We start from the raw sequence: 20717 nt of genomic DNA, 5'->3' as shown, positions 1-20717 counted from the left end.
CCTGCCGGCCGCGATCAGTCGCCGCTGGCCGCGCTCCCGTGGCTGGTAAAGCGTTCGAGCGCGCGCTCGCGGAGCACCAGCAGGCTCGGCAGCACCGTGATACAGGCGACGAAGGCGTAGATGATGCTCAGTCCCGTCACGATGCCAAAGCGCTGGAGCGGCGGCGCCAGCGCCAGCGCGAGGACGCCGAAGCCGATCGCCGTCGTCGCGGCGCTTCCGAGCAGCGCGCCGCCGGTGCCGGCGATGGTCGCCGCCAGCGCCTCGTCGGCGTCGTCTCGTCGCCTGCGTTCGTCGACGAAGCGCTCGGAGAAGTGGATGCTGTAGTCGACGCCCAGTCCGATTGCTAAGCTCGTCACGACGGCCGTTTCGCTGTTGAACGGCACGTCGAACAGCGCCATCGTGCCCAGCAGCCACGCCAGCGCGAGCACGACCGGCGCGAGCGTGACGGCGGCCATCTCGGGCGTGCCGTGACGCCACCAGTACAGCCCGGTCAGGAAGACGCCGATCACGACGATCGTGACCGCCAGCGCCTGAATCAGCGTCTCCAGCAGGGCGTCCTGCAGCACCGCCGTGACGACGGGTCCGCCGGTGGCGACGGCCGTCACCGGGGCGTTGGCCTCAATCGACGCCGCGAACGCGCGCACGTCGTCTGCGACAGTCTGAGCGGAGGCGTCGCCCTGCACGCCGACCGTCAGCCGGGCGGACTCGTAGTCCCCGCCGTCCGTGCGATAGAGTACGCCGGCGGCCTGCTCGGGCGCCACGTCGAACAGCACGTCGTAGACGCCCGCAACGTCCTCGTCGGGGAGTCCGTCGCCATCGCTATCGCGGGCGTCGATCGCGGCCGCCAGCGACTCGTTTTCGGCGGCGACCGAACGGAGCACCGTCACCGGTGTCTCGGCCGCGACGGCGCCGCCCGGCCGGTCGGCCAGCGCGTCGTTCGGGTCGCTCTGGCTGGTGGCGCTCTCGATCGCCGTCAGGGCGGCTGGATCGGTCACCGACCCACGTATCAGCACTTGTGCCTCGGCGCCCTGCCCGCGCTGGCGGAAGTTCTCGCCGAGGTACTCGGCGTTCTGGCGCACGTCGAACTCGCCGGGCGCGAGCGGTCCGGGCAGCGATTCGGCCCAGTCGGGGGCGTCCTCGGGCAGGAAGTCGGTGCGGTTGAACTCGGTGTCGATGCCGGTCGCGCCGTAGGCGCCCACCGACGCCAACACCACCGCGACGACGACGATGCCGATCGGCGCCCGTCGGGCGAGCGAGCCCGCCGCGGAGAGCGCTCGGTTGATCCGCCCGCTGGAGACGCCGACGGCCGGTTTCCGGCGTTCTCGGCCGAACCGATCGAACAGGCGCTCGACCTCTACTTTTACTGCCGGCACCAGCGCGGTGAACACGATAAACGCCGCGAGGATGCCGCCCGCCGACAACAGCGCAAAGTCCTGAATCGCCACCAGCGGGCTGACGTAGTTCGAGAGGAAGCCGATCCCCGTCGAGAACGTCGCCGCCGCCAGCGCGACCGCGACGCCGGCGACGCCCATCCGCATCGCCGTGGTCGGATCGCGCCGGCCGGTCGATCCGTCGTCGGTATCGAGATTGCCCTCTCTGGCCTCACGATACCGCATCACGACGTGGAGCGAGTAGTCGATGCTCAGCCCGATCAGCAGGAAGGGGACCGCGATCAGCAACTGGCTGGAGGGGATCTCCAGCCAGCCCTGTATCCCCGCGAGCCAGACCATCACGACGGCGATGCCGAACACGCCGATCAGCACGTCGACGACGTCCCGGTAGGCGATCGCAAGCACCCCGAGCACCAGCACCAGCGCGACGGGCGTGATGATGGTGAAACTGTCCCCGACGGCGCGAGTCGACGCGTCGTCGGTGATCCCCTGCCCGAAGACGAACGCGTCGTCGAACCGCTCCTCGACCAGCGCGTCGATCGCAAGCTGTGCGTCGTAGGCCGCCTGCTGGCTGGTTTCCTCGCCGGTGGTCTGGAACACGAACGTGATCCGGGCGTCGGCGGTGGTCGAGCCGGGCTGGTAGTCCGACGGCAGGAACTGGTAGGGGTCGCCGCCGCGCGTCTCGGTCTCGGGATCGAGGACGCGGTCGAGCAAGGACTCCACTTCGGCGTCGGACCGCGAGGACAGCGCCGCGATCTGCTGGTCGATCGTCGGCGGCCCGGCGGCGCTGGCGTTCGTCTGGTTGCCCGCCCCGGCCTGTTCCTCGTAGTACGCCGCCGTGGCGACGACGTTCTCGACGCCGACGACCGGACTCTCGGCCTGGAGCGTGCTGTTGATCGAGTCGTCGGTCCGCAGCTCCTGTTGGAGTTCCAGCCCGTCGAGCAGCGACTCCTTCGTCAGCACGTCGCCGCCCTCGTCGCGGACGACGATCTGGGTGACGATGGCGTCGTCGGTGCCGTAGGTCGCTTCGATCTCGTCGAGCGCGGCCCGCTCCTCGGACTCGGTCTCGAACTGGCCGATGCCGCCGTCGCCGGCGTCCCCCAGCGCCGCCCCGGCTCCGACGATCAGCGTCGCGGCCAGCAGGACGACGATCACGAGCCGGCTGTGCTCGACCAGCGCGTCGGCGTACCGATCGACCGGTCCCCGGTTCATCGGCTCGCTGTCCGCGGACCGTCGGCGGTTCGTGCTCGCTCACCGTCTACGGGCGTGCCGTCGAGTTGTCGCCTCGTTTCCCCAAGTTCGCCTCGACGCCGGTCCGCGGGATCGTACATACCTCGGGGTGACATCCCAGCACTGATATACGTTCGGATGGTATCCGACTGTGTATAATCGGATTTAGATTATGAACACCGACATCGACCGCGACCGCGGCATCCTCACGCCCGCCGACCGGGCCTACCTGCTCGGCGAGGCCGAGATGAGCCACGAACAGTCAAAGCGCAACGCCGAGGCGCGCATCCGCGATCGAATCCGAGAGGGGATCGTCGACTTCGACCTACTCGTTCACTCGCTCGACCGGAGGGATCGCAGGCAGGTGTTCGAGCGCGCGACCGACGAAGAGACGTTCCTCGACGGCATCACCGCGATGCTTTCGTTTGCCTACATCGGGCTCAAGGAGCAGGGCGTCGACTTCGAGCGCGCGCTCGTCCCGGCGATCGAGGGCGCCGAGCGCGCCTACGGCATCGACCAGCAGTCGGCCAACGTCACCGTCGACGTGGAGTTCGACGTCGAGACGACCGTCGAGGCCCGACTCGACGGCATCGCCGAACGCCTCGACGACGGCGACCCCGTCGCGCCCCGCGAGCTATTTTCGCTGGTGATGGAGGGCGAGCGCGCGCTCGACGACTACGAGCGCATCTCGCTCCGTCTCGACGACGAGGACGACCGCGCGCACGTCGACCGACTCGCGGAGTATCTCGACGCCGAGGTGCGATACCGAAACGACGCGCTGGCCGTGTTGCGCCTCGACGCCGCGTGACGCCGCTGTGTGGCTTCGCCACGCTCTCGAAACCCCTAAGATCCGCGCGCCGGTACGCGTAGGTATGTCCGTCACCGCTGTCGATCCGCGTGGGCACGACGGCTCGCACGGCGTTTTCGTAGGGGCGTCCTAGCCCCTATCTCTCCTCCCGTTTCGACGGATGTATTGCACCCGACCGGCATTCAGAGACCAACGATCAGTATGTACGACAGACACGACGCCACGAGCAGGTATCGACGACGCCCGTCGCGGGCGGTGAGAGCATGAGCGCTGACGGCGACGAGCAGGCTGGAGACGGCCTCGACGGCGGCTACGACGCCGACGCGGTCGAGCCCAAGTGGCAGGACCACTGGGTCGAGGCCGAGACCTACGCCTACGAGGGCGACCCCGAGCAGGACCCCAACACCACCTACGCCATCGACACGCCGCCGCCGACGGTGTCGGGCAGCCTCCACATGGGGCATCTCTACGGTCACACGCTCCAAGACTTCGCCGCCCGCTTCCAGCGGATGTACGACGGCGACGTGCTCTTTCCCTTCGGCTACGACGACAACGGCATCGCCTCGGAACGCCTGACCGAGCGCGATCTCGGGATTCGCCATCAGGAGTTCGAGCGCCGCGAGTTCCAACAGAAGTGCCGCGAGGTCTGTCAGGACTACGAGGCGGCCTTCACCGACCAGATGCAGTCGCTGGGCTGCTCGATCGACTGGGATCACACGTACAAGACGATCGAACCGCGCGTCCAGCGCGTCTCCCAGCTTTCCTTCCTCGATCTCTACGAGAAGGGCCGCGAGTACCGCAAGAAGGCGCCAGCGATCTGGTGTCCCGACTGCGAGACGGCGATCTCGCAGGTCGAGATGGAAGACGACGAGCGCGGCTCGCACTTCAACGACATCGCGTTCGACGTTGTCGGCGACGACGCTCCCCGCGACGAGTTCGTCATCTCGACGACCCGTCCCGAGCTGATCCCCGCTTGCGTCTCGGTGTTCGTCCACCCCGACGACGAGGACAATCAGGATCTCGTCGGCGAGTCCGCGCGCGTCCCGATCTTCGGCCACGAGGTGCCGATCATCGCCGACGAGCGCGTCGACATGGAGAAAGGCAGCGGCGTCGTGATGTGCTGTACGTTCGGCGACCAGAAGGACATCGAGTGGTATCAGGCCCACGACCTCCCCCTGCGCGTGGCGATCGACGAGTCCGCGACGATGACCGATCTGGCCGGCGACTACGAGGGCATGTCGACCGAGGAGGCCCGCGAGGCCATCGTCGAGGATTTGGAAGAAACCGGCGACCTTCGGGACCGCTGGGAGATCTCCCACGCCGTGCAGGTCCACGAGCGCTGTGACACGCCCGTCGAGTACCGCGTCTCCAAGCAGTGGTACGTCGAGATCCTCGACCACAAAGAGGAGTACCTCGATGCCGGCCGGGAGATGGACTGGTACCCCGAGAAGATGTTCACCCGGTACGAACACTGGATCGAGGGCCTAGAGTGGGACTGGCTGATCTCGCGCCAGCGCGACTCGGGCATCCCGTTCCCGGTGTGGTACTGCGAGTCCTGCGACGAGCCAGTCATGGCCGACAAGGCGGACCTGCCGGTCGATCCGCTCTCTGACGAGCCGCCGGTCGACGCCTGCCCCGAGTGTGGCCACGACGAGTTCGAGGCAGAAGAGGACGTCTTCGACACGTGGGCGACCTCCTCGCTGACGCCGCTGATCAACGCCGGCTGGGACTGGGACGCAGAGGACGAGGCGTTCTCGATGGATCACCCCGAACTCTACCCCTTCGACCTGCGCCCGCAGGGCCACGACATCATCTCCTTTTGGCTGTTCCACACGATTGTCAAGTGCTACGAGCACACCGGCGAGGTGCCCTTCGACGCGACGCTGATCAACGGGCACGTCTTGGACGAGAACCGCGAGAAGATGTCCAAGTCGCGGGGCAACGTCGTCGACCCCGAGAACGTGATGGAGGAATACCCCGTCGACGCGATCCGCTACTGGGCCGCCAGCGCGTCGGTCGGCGACGACTTCCCGTTCAAGGAACAGGATCTCGTCACCGGCGAGAAGCTGCTGCGCAAGCTCTGGAACGCCTCGAAGCTGGTCGACCAGCTCACGCCCGACGGCGCCGTCGAGGAGCCCGACGAACTGGACCCGATCGACGAGTGGCTGCTGGCCCGCCAAGACGCCGTGATCGGGAGCCTCACCGAGAAGTTAGAGGACTACCAGATCTCGAAGGCGCGCAACGAACTGCGCGTGTTCTTCTGGAACACGTTCTGCGACGACTACCTCGAAATCGCCAAGCAGCGCCTCGACAGCGAGGACAGCCAGTCGACGGCCTACGCCCTGCAGACCGCTCACAAGCGCTTCGTCGAGCTGTTCGCTCCCCTGCTGCCCCACATCACCGAGGAGATCTGGCAGTCGCTGTACGCCGACGAGTCGACCGACGACGACAGCGTCCACCTGCGCGACTGGCCGACGCCGTCGGGCTACGACGCCGACCTCGCATCCGGCGAGACGGCGCTCGAAGTCATCGGCGCGCTCCGCCGATACAAGAGCGAGCACCAGCTCGCGCTCAACGCCGAACTCGACCGCGTCGAGGTGTACGGCCGCATCGACGGGTTCGAGGACGTCGTCCGCGACGTGATGCACGTCGAGGAACTCGACGCGTTCGACGAGGCAGCCGACGTGACGACCGAAATCGCCGAGATCAGCCTCGACTACTCGCAGGTCGGGCCGAAGTACGGCGAGAAGGTCGGCGAGATCGACGCCGCCCTAGAGAGTGGCGAGTACGAACTCGACGACGGCGCGCTCCACGTCGCCGACGAGGAACTCGGCGCGGACCTGTTCGAGGTGCGCGAGGAACGCACCTACGCCGGCGAGGGCGAGATGATCGAGGCCGACGAGCTGGTCGTCGTCGTTCAGAACTGAGCGTCAGCCGCTCGTCGACAGCTACAATCCGCATCGCGTGCAAAATTTTTTGCTCGGTGGCGCCGTCGCTTCGATCATGGCCACTGACAAGTCAGCAGCGCCGTCCGGCAACGCGCTCACGCTTGGTGCTGCGACCGGTCCGGCTGTCGGCGCCCTTCTCGCGTGGCTGGCGATCGACGTAGTCGTCGACCCCGGCGGATGGCCAGTCGGCGCGCTGGTCGCCGCCGTCGCATTTTTGCCCTTGCTGGGCGTCGCATTGCGGCGTCGCGCCGCCGCGGTGGCGGTCGGCGCTGCTGGCGCGGCGGCCATCCTCTCGGCGATCGCCGTCGTCCGCGGCGGGACGCCGTCGGCGCCGCTGCTCCCGGTAATCGCGCTCTGTGGGGCGTTTCTGGTCGGCTTCGGCTACGCGCTGAGCGACCCGGACGGTTCAGCCGCTCCCTGATCCTGACTGCCGGCGCTCTAGCTTCTTCGAGCGGATCGCCAGCGAGAGATACGTCGCCAGCAGCGTGAACGCCACCGCGCCCGCGGCGACGACATCGAGCGCGTCGGCCCCCAGCCACATCGGCGTCGAGCGCTCGACGGGAATGATCGTGTGGTGGGGCTCGCCGACGACGGGGACGAAGAAGTCGACGACGAGGTCGAGCCCGTACCACGCGACGGCGACGCCGACCGCCTCGGGCGGGAAGTCGCTGATCCGGTAGATCACCAGCGCTTGCACCACCATGGCGAGGTGGCTGAAGAACAAGAAGAGGTACATCGCGGGGTGTTGGTACGCGAGGTACGTGTCGGCGAACACGAGCAGGACGTACGGCGTCCAAAGGCCGAGAATCACGTTGCCGAAGAAGGCCAGTGCGCTGAGCCACTCCCGGCGATTTCCGCGGGCCCACGAGGCGAAGGCACCGGCTGCAAGCAGCGTCGCGGCGGGGCTGTCGGGGACCCACGGCCACATGACCAGTTGCGTGTCGAGCAACTGGCCCGTCTCGAAGGCGTAGAACCAGAAACCGAAGGCGGTCCCGACGAGGTTGATCGCCACGACTACCCAGACGAACCGGAGTCCGAGATCCTCGACGGCGTCGGGGACCGGAGCGAGCCACCGCGGCAACCTGTCGCGTTCGGGAGTCGTTCGCATCGTCTATGGATTTTCGGACGCGCTCAAAACGATAGCGGTTCCGGCTGGCTGTCGGGTGGTACCCGCCCCTGCGGAAAGCACTTGTCAGTCGGGACGAATCGGCACACACGCATGATGAGTCTCGGCCAGAAGTTCGTCGCCCTCCTCACGATCGTCGGCCTCAACGTTGTGGTGCTGTACTTCTTGGGGTGGCTGTTCGTCTTCCTGTCGCTGTTCGTGTCGGGGCCGATGGCGATGGCGATTCTGCGGCAGTAGCGGGCGCGGCGTCGGTCCGGTCTGCCGTCTGGCGTCGAGTCGTCGCCGCGACAACGAAACGCGTTAAGTGGGTGAGTCCTAACACGCGAGTATGCCAGAGGAGACCGATCTAGAGGATCTCAAGCGCGGCACCGACCTCGTCAAGCGCGGCTTCGCCCGGATGCAGAAGGGCGGCGTCATCATGGACGTGGTCAACCGCGAGCAGGCCCGCATCGCCGAGGACGTCGGCGCGGTCGCCGTGATGTCTCTCGAAGCCGTCCCCGCCGACATCCGCAAGCGCGGCGGCGTCGCGCGGATGGCCGACCCCGCCGACGTCGAGTCGATCATCGACGAGGTGTCGATCCCAGTGATGGGCAAGTCCCGGATCGGCCACACCAAGGAGGCCCAGATTCTCGAAGCCACCGGCGTCGACATGATCGACGAGTCCGAAGTGCTGACGCCCGCCGACGACCGCTACCACATCGACAAGCGCGAGTTCACCTCGCCGTTCGTCTGTGGCGCCCGGAACCTCCAAGAAGCGCTGCGCCGGATCGACGAGGGCGCGGCGATGATCCGCACCAAGGGCGAGGCCGGCACCGGCGACGTGAACCAAGCCGTCCACCACCAGCGCAACATCAAGGGTGCGATCCGCAAGCTCGAAGGGATGACTCACGAGGAACGCGAGAAGTGGGCCCGCGAGCACGAGGCGCCCGCCGATCTGGTCCACGAGACCGCCGAGATGGGTCGCCTGCCCGTCGTCAACTTCGCCGCCGGCGGCATCGCGACGCCGGCCGACGCCGCCCTGATGATGCACCACGGCTGTGACGGCATCTTCGTCGGCTCGGGCATCTTCGGCGCCGAGGACCCCGAGGCGATGGGCACGGCCGTCGTCGAGGCCGTCAACAACTGGGACGATCCCGAGGCGCTGGCCGAGATCTCCTCGAACATCGGATCGGGCATGAAAGGCGACGCCAACGCCGATCTTCCCGAGGAAGAGCAGTTGCAGGACCGCGGCGTTTAGATTCCCGCTTCGACGCCGGCGTTCGGTCGCCGTCGCGGCTGCTCGGCCGGCGGCGCTGTCCGTCCTGTTTTCCACTTAACTATCAACTTTGATTCCAATTTTCACGTGTTAACATTCGCCGGTAGCTTAAATAGGGTCGCCGGAGTACACCCATTGTGAGCACTATGGATATTTCTGGCATCGCGTCACAGCAGTTCGCCGAAGTGGATGTCGAGACGAGACTGGGCAAGGTGCGCTCCCTGTTCGACGACGAAAACCCCAAGGGGATCATCGTCACCCGCGACGGCGAGTACGCCGGCGTGGTCGGTGAACGCGACCTGTTGCAGTCTCACGTCGAGGACGACGCGAAGGTCGGGTCTCACATCAAGCCGAGTCGCAACGACCCGGCGCCGAAGATCGACCGGACCGAGAACATCCGCGATGTCGCCCGCAAACTCGTCGAGGGCGGCACCAAGGTCGCGCCGGTGCTCGAAGACGGCGAGCTCTGGGGCATCATCACGGCCGATGCCATCCTCGAGGCCGTCATCGAGAACCTCGACGCGCTGACCGTCGAGCAGATCTACACCGATCAGGTGATCGCCGTCGGCGAGGACGACGGGATCGGAAAGGCGATCAACCGCCTGCGAGAGCACGGCGTCTCGCGGCTCCCGGTGCTCAACGAGAACGGCTACCTCTCGGGGGTCATTACGACCCACGACATCAGCGAGATCGCCGTCCGCAAGAGCCAGCGCCAGACGACGGGCGACCGCTCGGGCGACGCCGACCGGATCATGGACGTGCCGGTCTACGACGCCATGTCCAGTCCCGTCGAGACGACGACCGTCGACACCTCCGTCCGGGACGCCGTCCAGCAGATGCTGGATTCGGATTTCGGCGGACTCGTCGTGACGCCGGAGGACGACGATCGCAACGTCGTCGGCGTCCTCACCAAGACCGACGTGCTCCGGGCGTTGTCCTACACCGAAGAGGAGCAGATGGACGTTCAGATCACCAACATCCAACTGCTCGATACGCTCTCCCGGCAGGACGTGCGCGACGCCATCACGCAGGTCGCCGATAAGTACCGGAAGATGCAGGTCCAACACGTCCACGTGCGGTTCCACAAGCACAAAGAGAAACTCCGCGGGACGCCGCTGATCCAGGCCCAGATCCGCATGCGGACCAACAAGGGCCAACTCGCCGGCACCGGCGAGGGGTACGGCGCCGACAACGCGTTCCACGTCGCGCTCGACAAACTGGAGCGCAACGTCCTCGAACGCAAGGGGATGATCAGCGACGAGGAACACCGCGGGCAGCTCCTGCGAAAGCTCGGCGAGCTGTAAGGCAGCGTCAGTATTTTTTGCGCGTCGGAGCCGAGACAGCCCCACGATAGTGCGAGCGCTTCCGCCGATTCAGCTACGGTGCCGGTTCGTCGACGGCCACACAGCCCTCGTCGGTGATCCGGAACTGCGCGGTCTGGCCGGCGGGTTTGGCGCGGTGTTTCTCCAGCGTTGCCTTGCGATTTCCACCCCGGTACCGGTCGACGCGGACGACGGTGCCGGTCCAGTGCTCCAGCGTGTGCCCGCCCAGCGCCCGGGTGCGGTCGCTGTCGGGGTCGGAGAACACCTGATTGGTGATGACGACCGCGAGATCGTGCTTGCGAGCCAGCGACAGGAGATGAGTCACTTGGCTTGCGACCTGTCGCAACGCGTCGCCGGCGTTGGCGTCGGCGGTGCGTTCGAGCCGGTAGAAGCCGGTCGCGCTGTCGACGACGATCAGGTCGGCGTCGGCGGCGAACTCCTCGGCGTCGCGGACGGCCTCGGCCTGCTCCTCGAAGTCGTGGGCGCTCTCGACGACGACCCGGCCCGCAGCGGCCTCGACCGCCGATTGATCCTCGCCTACGCGGGCTTCGAGCAACTGCTCGAACCGGTCGACGGAGATGCCTTCGGTGTCGACGTACACCGCGCGGCCGCCGTCGGCGGCCACCTCGACGGCGGCGCCGAGCGCGAGGTTGGTCTTGCCCGCTGCGGGCTGGCCGTACACCTGCGTGACGGTCCCGCGCTCGAAGCCGCCATCCAGCAGTTCGTCGACCGGGCTACAGCCCGTCGAAATCGGCTCGCTCGCGTTCACGACCGGCGGTTGGTTCGGTCTCCGCAAAAACTCCTCGGTCTCACGACTCGGCTCCGTCTTAAGAGTTAACACGGCCCGACGCCAACCGCCGGTTGTGATCGTCGTCGCCACTGAGGACTTCGAGGTGTACCACGGCGTCGTCAACGAGCTGCGGGACCGCGGCGTCCAGTTCACCACCGTCGAACCCGACGACGACCTCCCCGACGCGACCAGCGTCGTCATCACGGGCCCCGAGAAATCTGCGGGACAGGACCACACAGACGCCGAAGTCGTTGTTGCCGACCCCGAGCATCCGCGTCGGGCCGTCGAGGCCGCGATGGCGCTGCTCCGCGAGGCCGGCGGCCGGCTGATCGTCGGCGTCGATCCGGGGAGAAACCCCGGCATCGCCGTCCTGTCCGGCGAGATGGTGATCAGCGCGTTCCACGTCCCGTTGGACGACGCCGTCGAGACTGTCCGCCGCGAAGTCGGCGACGCCGACGACCCCGTGGTGCGGATCGGCGACGGCGCCCGGTTGGCGGGCGCACGGATCGTCGACGGCCTCGACGAGGTTCGGGTCGAACTCGTCGACGAGACCGGCACGACGCCGTATCTCGGCACCGGCGCCCGCGGCATGGGCGACGTGCTCGCGGCGGTCAACATCGCTCGGCTGGAGGGCGAGCCGATAGAGAGTCGCGAGATCGAGCCCACCGACGGCGAGCTGCAGGTGATCAAAAACCGGTCCCGGGAGCGCTCGGCCGAAAACAGAGCGATCGACGAAGCCCTCGCCCGGCAGGTCGCGACCGGCGAGTTGACGCTCGACGAGGCGCTCGACGAACACGGCGATCGGTGAGTCTGCGAGCGATCAGCGCCGCGGGTCAGTCGGCCGACCTGACTTCCGGTTCGACGTACACCTTCACGACATCGGGATTCTGCTCCCTGACGCGGGCTTCCGCATCGGCGACGGCGCGCTCGATCTCGGTAGTGTCGAGACCGTCGTCGAACGCAACGTCGGCCGTGACGAGGATCTCCTCGGGGCCGAAGTAGACGGTCCGGAAGCCGACGATCGAGGCGACGCCGCCGACGCCTTCGATCGTCGAGCGAAGCGCGCGCTCCTCGTCGGCCGGCAGACTCTCGCCGATGATCAGTCGCTTGTTCTCCCACGCCAGCGCGAGTGCAAAGCCCATCAGCATGATGCCGATCAGCAGCGCCGCCGAGGCGTCGAAGATGTAGTTGCCCGTCCACCGCGTGAGGAAGATCCCCCCGAGCGCGAGGCCGAGCCCCGCCAGCGCGATGGTATCCTCGGTCAGCGCTGTGAGAAGCGTCGTCCGGCTGGTCTTGCGGAAGGCTTCGACGTAGCCGCTGTATCCTTTCTCCTCGATCTCGGCCTGCATGGCGGCTCTGGCCTTGATCAGCGCGTACGTCTCGAAGACGATTGCGCCGAGCAAGACGCCGTAGTTGACGTAGACGCCGGGGACCTCTGTGGCGATCACTGGAATCGTCACCGATCCTTCGACGGCGGTCGTCTCGCCGTGCATCACCGCCTTGTAGCCGTGCTTGGCGCTCTCCCAGCCCGCGATGCCGAAAAGAAACACGCTTACGAGGAAGCTGTAGAAGAACTGCGCTTTACCGTAGCCGAAGGGGTGCTCCCGGTCGCGCTCTCTGGAGCCGTATCTGATGCCGATGAGCAAGAACACCTGATTGCCGGTGTCCGAGAGCGAGTGGTACGTCTCGGCCAGCATCGCGGGGCTCTGTGTCAGGAGAAACCCGGCGAACTTCAGGATAGCGATGGCGCCGTTAGCGACCAGCGCAGCGAGGACGACTGACTTACTGTTTCCGGCCATTGGACCGTATTTCGATAGCCGACAAAAAAGTGTGCCGACAGTTACGGCCGTGGGGACGTTCCGCCTCGGGCGTTTGCAGTTCTGGGCGTTCTTCGATTCTCGTGCTCTACTCGTCGGCTTCGTCGTCCGCGCCGTCGTCTTTCGCAGCGGCCTCGTCGGCATCGTCCTCCGCGTCGATGTTCGGATCCGCTTCGGGTGTCGTCTCGGGCTCGGTCGACTCGGTCTGTTCGGGGACGGCGTCGGACGTGGTGGGACCGGTCGCTTCTGCGGGTTCGTTTGCGACGCTCGTCTCGGACAGTTCGTCGTCCTCGCGGTGTTCCGGCGTCGAACTGCTCAACTGCTCTGTCGTCGTCCCGGTCGGTTCGCCGCCGTCGCCATCTCGCTGTCGCTGGGCGCGACCGAGTGCGATCAGGGCTGTCCCGAGGAGGGCGTGTCCCGCCGCGCGCTTGCGGTCGCTGCGCACTGCTTTGAGCGCCCGCACCAACGAGACGCCACCGACTGCGTAGGCGGCGCTGCCGTCGGCGAGTCGTTCTCGAAGAACCGATGCCACATTCCCGGGCGCGTCGACGCCCGAAGTGGTTCCGTCGCCAGTCTGGGTATCGTGATCTGTCATGCTGTATCCTCTCCAGCCGCACCGCTGGTATCGGCCCCACTACGGCGTCGACGCGGATAAAAAACGGGGCCGTGGCACGCTCCGCCGGCGTTCGGGACGGCTGTTCCCGGTGGCGACCGTCACAGCCGATACAGCCTGACCGAGAAGAACTCGCGAACGGCGTCTGCCAGCGCCGACTCGGGATCGCCGGTCGCGTCGACGGCATCGGTCGCCTCGGCGCCGACATCTAGCCGATCGATCGCTTCGCGGTCTCCCAGAAGATACAGCCGCTCGGCCTTGCGCTCGGCGATCCGGTCGCGGCACTTCCCGAGATGCTCGTCGATCTGCTCCTCGCGCAGGCGCTCGAACCGCCCCTGCGAGAACCCGCCCTTGGAGTGGTCGCTCTTGACGCCGCTGTGAAAGCCCGAGACCGAGCGCTGCTCGCGCCCGTCGTACTCGCCGAGCGCGAACAGGTCCGCGCGGACCAGCGCGACGGCGTATCGCCCCGTCGGCCGGAACCACTCACGGTCCAGCTCGACGCCGTCGCTCCATCGCTCGAAGCGCGTCGGCGGGGCTGGTACGTCGAGGGCGGCTGAAACGACGCCTGCATCGTCGGTGACAGCGAGACACGGCGCCGCGCGGGCCACGAGCGGCGCGCGCTCGCCGAACGCTTCGCGGACGGGTTCGGACGGCGTCTCTTCGACCATCGCGGTCATGACGCCTTCTGGCCCCGCGTCGACACTCGCTAGCCGATCGAGGACGGCGTCGACTCGCGGCCCCTGCAGTTCCTCGACGCCTCGAAAGTCGATGTCGTCGTCACCGTCCTGCGTCCGATCGAGAGCATCTTCCAGCTGCGTGACCTTGTCTTCGAGCCGGTTGACCCGCTCTTGGGCGTCCTGCCTGTCGCTGACGGCGTCGGCGCGGCGCTCCTGCTCGGCGTCGAGCCTGTTTTGCAGGCTGTCGCGCTCGTCTTCCAATTCGGCGATGCGCTCTTTGAGCGACGCGCGGCCGAGCACCCTGTCGAGCATAGCCCAACGACCGGACGGCGGGTACTTTTACGTTCCGACGGCGCTCTCTGACTCAGCACAGTCGCGGCGTCAGAAGTGGAAACACGGGGTGGCGGGGCTATCATCCCGCCCGCGGCCGATTCCGCGTATTACACCCGATACCATCACGCAAGGATACTGTCAGGGATGGGGATGCTCGATCCGTCTGTGGTGGTATCCCAGCGCCGCGCTGGCAGCCGTACGTAGGAACCAGACATATATCAGAATTGTGCTCGTACGTCGCGTTACTGATCGATATCTATGTATTTGTGAACACTTATTTCGTAGTACTTTCGAATCGAGTGGCGGATTCCCATCCGCCCGCAGATGGTCACCTGCGTACTACACTCATGAGCTACGTGGATAGACGCGCGGAAGCCATTTCCCCCGACCACCGCGAACTAGAATTTCGTATAGGACAGTAAATGGCTTTTTATGTCGAGTCACTTATTAACGCCTACTTTGTTTGGTCAAGTTGTCTTCCACTGACGGTCGTTTCGTCGTTCCATCGGTGTTGGCCCATCGACCGCAACCTCGACGCGTTTCAACGCCTGACTAGATGCGATTGGCTTTGCTATCGGATTCGGGGTAAAATCCGACTCAACGATGCCTCCCCGGAGAGACTGGATAATACTGACATGTCGGGAGAGCCAGAACTATTTCGATTCCTAATATATGAGGCTGTTATATCATGATGGCATACTCATTTAGGGCGAACTTTTGAAAACCAGTAACTGATTGTGTCAGATATGGCAAGTGGTCCCGCCCACAACAATCAAAGAAACAATTCTCGGCACCACGCCGAGAAAGTTGTTGAGCGCTACCTCGAAGAAGATATTCTGGAAGATCAAGAGGCCGTTGCTGCTGTTGAAAACCTCTATTCCGACGGGAAGGTTTGGGAAGCGGTCGATCTGATTTTAGATGCTGTTGAGCAGCAACGTGAAGCGCGGTCGAACTGAGCAACGCTTCCAGCCTGTTCACTCGCCACGCCGAACACCACCAGAAGCAGCGCCGAGAGCGGGCGCTACGGCAATACTTCGACAGACACCAAAATCGGGATGGACTCGTCGGGATTCTCGTGAGCGGCGCGAACGAGAAGTCGGCGAGGAAACGAGTCGGATGCAGTGAGACGAGTGGACTCGCCGGGAAGGTGCCCTACAGCGATTTCGCGGGTTGGCTTCGATGTTTGCGTTCATAATTTCAGTTGTTGACGTGTTGCTTTCGAACTTCCATCTTCTCGCGCTCGGTACGGGCATCGTAGTGCTGGTACAGAACGTCGAGCGAAACGTCCATGCGCTCGCTGACGGCTTCGGGAGGAACGTCGTCGTTCAGGTGCGTCGTGATCGCGCCGCGGCGGACGGCGTGGGGAGATCGCGCCGACGGGCATTGGCTGACCGTCCCAGCGCGACTGCGTGCCTCGCAGGACTTCGGCGTCCGGTCGTGCGGGCACTCGTCGTACATACAGGGATGCAGCGACCGGATCACCCACTTGTAGATCGTTCCGCCGGCAGGCCGACCGCCGTCTTGCGTCGTGAATAGCGGCCGACGGCCGTAGTCGTCGGATCCTTCGGTCCGGTCCGGATTCGAGACGTAGTCGTCGAGCACTTGGAACCAGCGCGGACCGAGGAACACCCATCGCTCCCCATCCTCTCCGTTCTTGAGCTTCGTTCCCGTCTCCGGACGGTGTTCAAGCCGGATTGCGTTCTCGTCCGGTTCCAGATCTCCTACGTCGATCGAACGAGCGGCGCCGCGCCGCATCCCTGTTCGCCACAGCAGGGCGAGTAGGGCGTGTTCTCGACTCGCGTAGTGGTGCTGTGAGTAGTACGCGAGTGCCGTTTCGGCCCGGTCTTTCGAGAGAAACACCTCGCGGGATTCGGCACCGTCCGGTAGCTCGGGCGCGTGGATCTTTTCGGCCAGCCCCTCAGACACGGCCTCGATGTCAGCCCACCACCGGAGCGCGACGCGGATCGTACTCAGTTGCTTCTGGAGTGTGATCGCCGCGAGATCACCGCGACGCCACGCCACGAAGTCTGCCAAGTCCCGCCCAGTCAGTTCGTTCAGGTTCTCAATTTCTCGTTCCTCGCACCAGTCGAGAAACGCCGCCAGCCGCGTGCGTGCATTCTGTAGCGTGCTCTCTCTGACTGAAGGCTCTCGATGCTGGAGGAATCGCTCGACGCCTTCCTCGGGACCGAGTGGCTGCAGGTCGCCGCTCACGCCGAACCACCCGTGTGTTCGTAGGGACCGGCGGGCGTCATGAGCACGATCTCGTCGCGCGTCACCGTCTCGCCGGTCTTCTTGTTCCGCAGCTCGTCGAACTCCGGATCGAGATCCTCGTTGTGGCTCCAATTCTTCGCGCATTCGGCGCACCAGAAGTGGTAGTTCGTCGGCTCCCACGTCCGATGGCCCTGTGGACATACCCACTTCCAGCGGTCTGCGTCGTCGTCTGTATTGATCGTCACCGACATGTCCACCTGACCAGTTTGGAATGTGGTACTAAAGGAGTCAGTCAAGGCCGGAGGGTGAAAGTGAAACTGAACAGTCCAGCGACTGAAACGCCGATCTGCCGGGGGCGACGCCCATAGCCCACCGCAATCGCTTCGGCGGGTGTCGGTGAAAGTAGTCGGCGGCGATACCTCCTGTCGAGCGGGGAATTTATACCCCGAGTGCTGTAATCCGGTCATGCTTCCGTATCGTAGCTACGGAGGCCACAGCGGGCCGGTGCCCATACACCGGGTCCGCGATTCTCACGGAATCCCGACGCCGAGCGACGGGGCCGTGTAGCTTCCGTATCCACTGGGTTTCCATGCCAGTCACTTATAGATTGCAGTCTAAACTGCAATATCCGCACTCAAAATAGAAAACCGAGCTAAGAACCAAACTCGGTAAGTATCGAGTGGGAGTGAGGACGGTCAATGGCGCGGCGACAACGGGGTCCGTGGATGAACTCGGCGACTGACCCCGTCCTCGAATTTCTCGACGAGCACGAGATCGCGGTCCCGATCGGCGTGCTCGACACTGAGCTACAGCCGTCCTATCGAACGATCAAATCCGCACTGGAAGAACTCGAAGCGCGCGAGTACGTGGCTCGCCACGAAGACTACAGCTCGCATTTCGAGATCACCGAGCGCGGTCGGGCGTACCTCCAAGGCGAGCGCGACGCGAGCACCGACTGAGTCGCTACTTTTCGCACAGCGCTTCCGCGGCCGCTGCCGAGAGGTAGACGTTCGTCGCCGAGACGTTCACGGACTCGCCCGAAACATCCTCGAATAGCGCGGCGAGTTCGTTCAGGAACTCCGACGAACGCTGTTCAGTGACCTGTAGCATCCGCTTGTCCTCGAAGTCGACGGCGCGATTCGAAAGGTACACGTCGACGAAGTCCCGCCGGATCACGTCGGGAGCGTCGTCGAGGTACGCCGGAAGCGAGATCGTCGCGTCCGGGTTCTTGTGGGCGACTGGCGCCCCGAGCACGTGCAACACGCGCCCAAGCACGGTCCCGTGTTCGGTGGGCCGGAGTTCGGTCGCCCGATCGGGGTCGTCGTCGCGCTCGGTCGTGGGCTCGACGCCGAGCGTCTCGAAGTCCGACCGAAGCTGATCGGCTTCGGCATCGGACTCGACCGTGAACTTCGGCGTGAAGTTCGTTTCTGCGATGCTACCGCCGGAGAACACCCACGCGACGAGTCGATTCAACGCCCGAAACTCCGGGTCGTCGTAGGCCAACCGAAGCCACCCGTTGCGCTCGGCGGCCTCGACGCCGCGCATCGGATCGGGCTTCGCGTCGCTGTCGACCCACGGGCGAATCCGACCGCGGGGCAACTCCAAGGCGGTGGCGATGGCCTGCGAACCCCGGTTTGGATGTTCTGCAGCGTACTCGATCACGCGTCGGTAGTCCTCGATGCGCTCGTACGGATCTTCGTACGCCCCGCTGTGGTAGGTGCGGGCGAGATCGGCGTCGGTGATCAGCGATGGATTAGGCATTGATTATTGCAGTATAGGTTCGAATTGACCTATTTACGTATTGGACTGTCATTGTTAGGGATGGATTTATTACGGATAGCTCATATGTGACTTGTAACGCCGGAACCGCGACAGAAGGGACATCTGAGGTAAGGGATGGGATCACAAATCCCTTCGTTCCTCGTCATGAGCCACTTAGGCTTATGATAAAGTCTTTGCCGTCGTTCACCCGGCGTGAACGATCAAAACAATGAAACTCAAACAGCTATTTACCGACGATGACGCTGTGTCACCGGTCATCGGCGTCATTCTGATGGTTGCGATAACCGTCATTCTGGCCGCCGTGATCGGGGCCTTCGTCCTCGACATCGGTGGCAGTCAGGAGAGTGCACCGCAAGTTCAGTGGGAATGGTCGGACAATACCACCGCAAGTGGCGGAAGCACTGACTACTCGCTTCAGATTGCTCACGGCGGTGGTGACACCGTTAACAGTCCGAGCCAGATCACCATCACCGACTCCAATGGGAACTTCAATGACAAAACATTAGATACTATGGGGGGTGGCTCGACTTGGACAGCAGGTGACGCAGGTGCAGTCACGCCCGGTTCTGGCGCATCGGGTACTGCGTCCCTAGTCTGGGAATCCTCAGATGGTAGCCAGTCTACGGAACTGACCAGTCACGAGTACAACTACTAAGATGGATCTGAAGGAACTCTTCACCGACGATGACGCCGTCTCGCCGGTTATCGGCGTCATCCTGATGGTTGCGATAACTGTCATTCTGGCCGCTGTGATTGGGGCGTTCGTCCTCGACATCGGTGGTAGTCAAGAGAGCGCGCCACAGGTGCAGTGGGACTGGAGTGATAACTCAACAAATACCTTTGACGGGAACGCAGGAACGGTCACTACCTCCCACGGAGGCGGTGACACTGTTAATTCCCCTAGCCAAATAACACTCGATGCTGACAACATGGTGCCGAGTGCATTCACGCTGGACAACAATGCCTCATCATGGACGGCTGGGCAATCTGCCAGCTTTGAGGTATCCAGTGATACGGGCACCGCAACGCTCACTTGGCAGTCGTCTGATGGAAGTCAGTCCACGGAACTCTCGACGCACGAATACGACGTTAGTGGATAATCCCCACTAGTCTCATTTTTCAAAGAACTCGATCACCAGCAGCAGGTATCCGACTCAACGGATCTTTGTCTAGGTGCCTATCGAACTTTTGGGTAGTACGATATCGACAACTCCGACGTGCTCAACAGTTCCAGTTGCTCGGGCGTGAACTCCCGCCAGTGCTCTTGCCGATTCTCCTTATCCTCCAGATAGTGCCGGATCGCGGCGTCGATCGCGTCGGCACGAGTGTTTGCATCAGTCGCGCCTTCGAGCTGGCCGAGGAGTCGCTCGCGCTCGTCGTTCAGGGGGTAGCTGTAGTGGCTCATAAATACCGATTGATGTACCGCTGCTCGAAACCGGCCGAAACCGTCGCTCGGGAGTGACGAACTCGGCCGCTATTCATAAACGGTGCTCGGCGCCCATGCCCATCGCGGTGATCGGCGCCGGAGATCGCCCGCGTTTGATGTACTCCTGCGGTGGGGTGGCCCCCGCAAAAATACATCAATCCGGGTTTGCCATTCAATCCGCGCCGGACTCCGTGGGGTCGGGGCTGAAGACCGGGTTCCAGCGGGCTGGCGTCACAGCGCATCGCCAACCTCGGGAATGTCGTCGCCGTCGACCGCGCGCACGAGATACGCGCCTTCGGCCACGCGGTTGACGTACATTTTCTGATCCTCCGGAATCTCGCCGTCAGCATCCACAATACCGTCTAATCGCAGTTCTCCTTTGTCGAGCGAGACCATCGGCGTTCCGTCGCGGTCACAGAGCTTTCTGAACATCGACGGAATCGGCGGCTACCCGATTGCACTTAATGGTTTGTACTGTGGCCACGGCATCGCCACGCTATCCCCGAAATCCGGAGTTTGATAATGCAGCGGATAGCCGCCGTGTTCGCATGGCATTGAACTTACCAGAGAATATGGTTCCGTCCGGCGTTCGCCGGGAGAACGGTATTGACCTCACAGACAGCGTCCTCTCCCCGATCTTCGTGATGGCAACGATCGCCATGACGAAGTTGTTCACCCTGCAGACGGGGACGTTCCCCTACCAGTGGTCGTTCAGTGACGCACTCTACGCCGCCCACGGCACCGAGATCACGTGGTCGTTCGTCGTGACGATGGCGGTGATCTTCATCGCGTGGATCACGAACGGCCAGACGACGCGCGAGGACCTGACCGACATCGAGACGGTGATCGTCCTCCTGATGGTGATTCTGAACATCCTGATCGCGCTCGTGCCGGCCGTCTCGGTGGCCGTCGGCGCGGCGTGGTACATCGGCGTGTTCATGGTGATGCTGAACGGCGCCGGCTTCTGGATTATCGCCTACAAGTAGAT

At 64.4% G+C, this 20717-nt stretch carries 23 protein-coding genes; 12 read left to right on the top strand and 11 right to left on the bottom strand.

Features of this window, described 5'->3' with window-relative positions:
• Window positions 1-14: 14 nt before the first annotated feature.
• The gene (locus CRO01_RS05830) at window positions 15-2603 is read right to left on the bottom strand and encodes an efflux RND transporter permease subunit (RefSeq protein ID WP_097008136.1); all 2589 of its coding nucleotides are present in this window, start codon (window positions 2601-2603) and stop codon (window positions 15-17) included.
• Window positions 2604-2793: 190 nt separating this feature from the next.
• On the opposite strand from CRO01_RS05830, the gene CRO01_RS05825 reads away from it, so the two are divergent.
• From CRO01_RS05825 to CRO01_RS05815, 3 genes are all read left to right on the top strand, one after another.
• Window positions 2794-3429: a hypothetical protein gene (locus tag CRO01_RS05825; protein WP_097008135.1), complete on the top strand. Its 636-nt coding sequence runs from the start codon at window positions 2794-2796 to the stop codon at window positions 3427-3429.
• 263 nt (window positions 3430-3692) lie between these two features.
• A complete protein-coding gene (locus CRO01_RS05820; protein ID WP_097008134.1) occupies window positions 3693-6356 on the top strand; it encodes a valine--tRNA ligase in 2664 nt (887 codons plus the stop codon).
• A gap of 76 nt (window positions 6357-6432) precedes the next feature.
• Entirely contained in the window at window positions 6433-6798 is a 366-nt protein-coding gene (locus CRO01_RS05815; RefSeq protein WP_097008133.1) for a hypothetical protein, read from the top strand.
• On the opposite strand, the gene CRO01_RS05810 is transcribed toward CRO01_RS05815, so the two are convergent.
• On the bottom strand, window positions 6784-7485 hold the full coding sequence (locus CRO01_RS05810) for a DUF1405 domain-containing protein (RefSeq protein WP_097008132.1): 702 nt from the start codon (window positions 7483-7485) through the stop codon (window positions 6784-6786). The two genes, CRO01_RS05815 and CRO01_RS05810, sit on opposite strands and share 15 nt — an antisense overlap.
• A gap of 111 nt (window positions 7486-7596) precedes the next feature.
• On the opposite strand from CRO01_RS05810, the gene CRO01_RS16540 reads away from it, so the two are divergent.
• The 3 genes from CRO01_RS16540 to CRO01_RS05800 all read left to right on the top strand — a co-directional run bounded on the left by CRO01_RS16540 (window position 7597) and on the right by CRO01_RS05800 (window position 10062).
• Window positions 7597-7740: a hypothetical protein gene (locus CRO01_RS16540; RefSeq protein WP_179747402.1), complete on the top strand. Its 144-nt coding sequence runs from the start codon at window positions 7597-7599 to the stop codon at window positions 7738-7740.
• A gap of 91 nt (window positions 7741-7831) precedes the next feature.
• Window positions 7832-8740, top strand: a complete 909-nt coding sequence (gene pdxS / locus CRO01_RS05805) for a pyridoxal 5'-phosphate synthase lyase subunit PdxS (RefSeq protein WP_097008131.1) — start codon at window positions 7832-7834, stop codon at window positions 8738-8740.
• Between the two features lie 164 nt (window positions 8741-8904).
• Complete coding sequence (locus CRO01_RS05800) at window positions 8905-10062, top strand: CBS domain-containing protein (protein WP_097008130.1); 1158 nt, start codon at window positions 8905-8907, stop codon at window positions 10060-10062.
• A gap of 73 nt (window positions 10063-10135) precedes the next feature.
• Here the strand turns inward: CRO01_RS05800 and radB are convergent, their stop codons facing one another.
• On the bottom strand, window positions 10136-10849 hold the full coding sequence (radB, locus tag CRO01_RS05795; protein WP_097008129.1) for a DNA repair and recombination protein RadB: 714 nt from the start codon (window positions 10847-10849) through the stop codon (window positions 10136-10138).
• A 94-nt stretch (window positions 10850-10943) separates the two neighbouring features.
• Here radB and CRO01_RS05790 point away from each other — a divergent pair, with 94 nt between their 5' ends.
• A complete protein-coding gene (locus CRO01_RS05790) occupies window positions 10944-11678 on the top strand; it encodes a hypothetical protein (protein ID WP_097008128.1) in 735 nt (244 codons plus the stop codon).
• Window positions 11679-11703: 25 nt separating this feature from the next.
• Here CRO01_RS05790 and CRO01_RS05785 read toward each other — a convergent pair whose 3' ends face one another.
• The 3 genes from CRO01_RS05785 to CRO01_RS05775 all read right to left on the bottom strand — a co-directional run bounded on the left by CRO01_RS05785 (window position 11704) and on the right by CRO01_RS05775 (window position 14289).
• On the bottom strand, window positions 11704-12669 hold the full coding sequence (locus tag CRO01_RS05785) for a cation diffusion facilitator family transporter (protein ID WP_097008127.1): 966 nt from the start codon (window positions 12667-12669) through the stop codon (window positions 11704-11706).
• A gap of 106 nt (window positions 12670-12775) precedes the next feature.
• Window positions 12776-13282: a hypothetical protein gene (locus tag CRO01_RS05780; protein WP_097008126.1), complete on the bottom strand. Its 507-nt coding sequence runs from the start codon at window positions 13280-13282 to the stop codon at window positions 12776-12778.
• A gap of 119 nt (window positions 13283-13401) precedes the next feature.
• Window positions 13402-14289, bottom strand: coding sequence for a Vms1/Ankzf1 family peptidyl-tRNA hydrolase (locus CRO01_RS05775; RefSeq protein ID WP_097008125.1), 888 nt, complete (start codon window positions 14287-14289; stop codon window positions 13402-13404).
• Window positions 14290-15056: 767 nt separating this feature from the next.
• Here CRO01_RS05775 and CRO01_RS05770 point away from each other — a divergent pair.
• Entirely contained in the window at window positions 15057-15266 is a 210-nt protein-coding gene (locus CRO01_RS05770; RefSeq protein WP_097008124.1) for a hypothetical protein, read from the top strand.
• A 241-nt stretch (window positions 15267-15507) separates the two neighbouring features.
• Here CRO01_RS05770 and CRO01_RS05765 read toward each other — a convergent pair whose 3' ends face one another.
• Window positions 15508-16521, bottom strand: coding sequence for a tyrosine-type recombinase/integrase (locus CRO01_RS05765; RefSeq protein WP_097008123.1), 1014 nt, complete (start codon window positions 16519-16521; stop codon window positions 15508-15510).
• Entirely contained in the window at window positions 16518-16766 is a 249-nt protein-coding gene (locus CRO01_RS05760) for a hypothetical protein (RefSeq protein ID WP_245838505.1), read from the bottom strand. The genes CRO01_RS05765 and CRO01_RS05760 overlap by 4 nt, the downstream gene beginning before the upstream one ends.
• A gap of 480 nt (window positions 16767-17246) precedes the next feature.
• On the opposite strand from CRO01_RS05760, the gene CRO01_RS05755 reads away from it, so the two are divergent.
• Entirely contained in the window at window positions 17247-17480 is a 234-nt protein-coding gene (locus tag CRO01_RS05755) for a phage repressor protein (RefSeq protein ID WP_097008121.1), read from the top strand.
• A 4-nt stretch (window positions 17481-17484) separates the two neighbouring features.
• Here the strand turns inward: CRO01_RS05755 and CRO01_RS16920 are convergent, their stop codons facing one another.
• The gene (locus CRO01_RS16920; protein WP_097008120.1) at window positions 17485-18282 is read right to left on the bottom strand and encodes a hypothetical protein; all 798 of its coding nucleotides are present in this window, start codon (window positions 18280-18282) and stop codon (window positions 17485-17487) included.
• Window positions 18283-18511: 229 nt separating this feature from the next.
• Between CRO01_RS16920 and CRO01_RS05745 the strand changes: the two genes are divergently transcribed.
• Both CRO01_RS05745 and CRO01_RS05740 read left to right on the top strand, forming a co-directional pair.
• The gene (locus tag CRO01_RS05745; protein WP_097008119.1) at window positions 18512-18958 is read left to right on the top strand and encodes a type IV pilin; all 447 of its coding nucleotides are present in this window, start codon (window positions 18512-18514) and stop codon (window positions 18956-18958) included.
• Between the two features lies 1 nt (window position 18959).
• Window positions 18960-19403 (top strand): type IV pilin, encoded by a 444-nt coding sequence (locus CRO01_RS05740; RefSeq protein WP_097008118.1) that lies wholly within the window; start codon window positions 18960-18962, stop codon window positions 19401-19403.
• A 77-nt stretch (window positions 19404-19480) separates the two neighbouring features.
• Here the strand turns inward: CRO01_RS05740 and CRO01_RS05735 are convergent, their stop codons facing one another.
• Window positions 19481-19708, bottom strand: coding sequence for a hypothetical protein (locus tag CRO01_RS05735; protein ID WP_097008117.1), 228 nt, complete (start codon window positions 19706-19708; stop codon window positions 19481-19483).
• 252 nt (window positions 19709-19960) lie between these two features.
• On the bottom strand, window positions 19961-20161 hold the full coding sequence (locus CRO01_RS05730; RefSeq protein WP_097008116.1) for a hypothetical protein: 201 nt from the start codon (window positions 20159-20161) through the stop codon (window positions 19961-19963).
• Between the two features lie 116 nt (window positions 20162-20277).
• Between CRO01_RS05730 and CRO01_RS05725 the strand changes: the two genes are divergently transcribed.
• Window positions 20278-20715 carry a hypothetical protein gene (locus tag CRO01_RS05725; RefSeq protein ID WP_097008115.1) on the top strand — a complete coding sequence of 146 codons (438 nt, stop codon included), beginning with the start codon at window positions 20278-20280 and terminating at the stop codon, window positions 20713-20715.
• The last annotated feature ends 2 nt before the right edge of the window (window positions 20716-20717 follow it).

It is taken from the genome of Natronoarchaeum philippinense (genome assembly GCF_900215575.1).
Taxonomy (GTDB): Archaea; Halobacteriota; Halobacteria; order Halobacteriales; family Natronoarchaeaceae; genus Natronoarchaeum; species Natronoarchaeum philippinense.
Note: the sequence above shows the minus strand (reverse complement) of the source record. Positions and strands in the feature narration are given on the sequence as shown.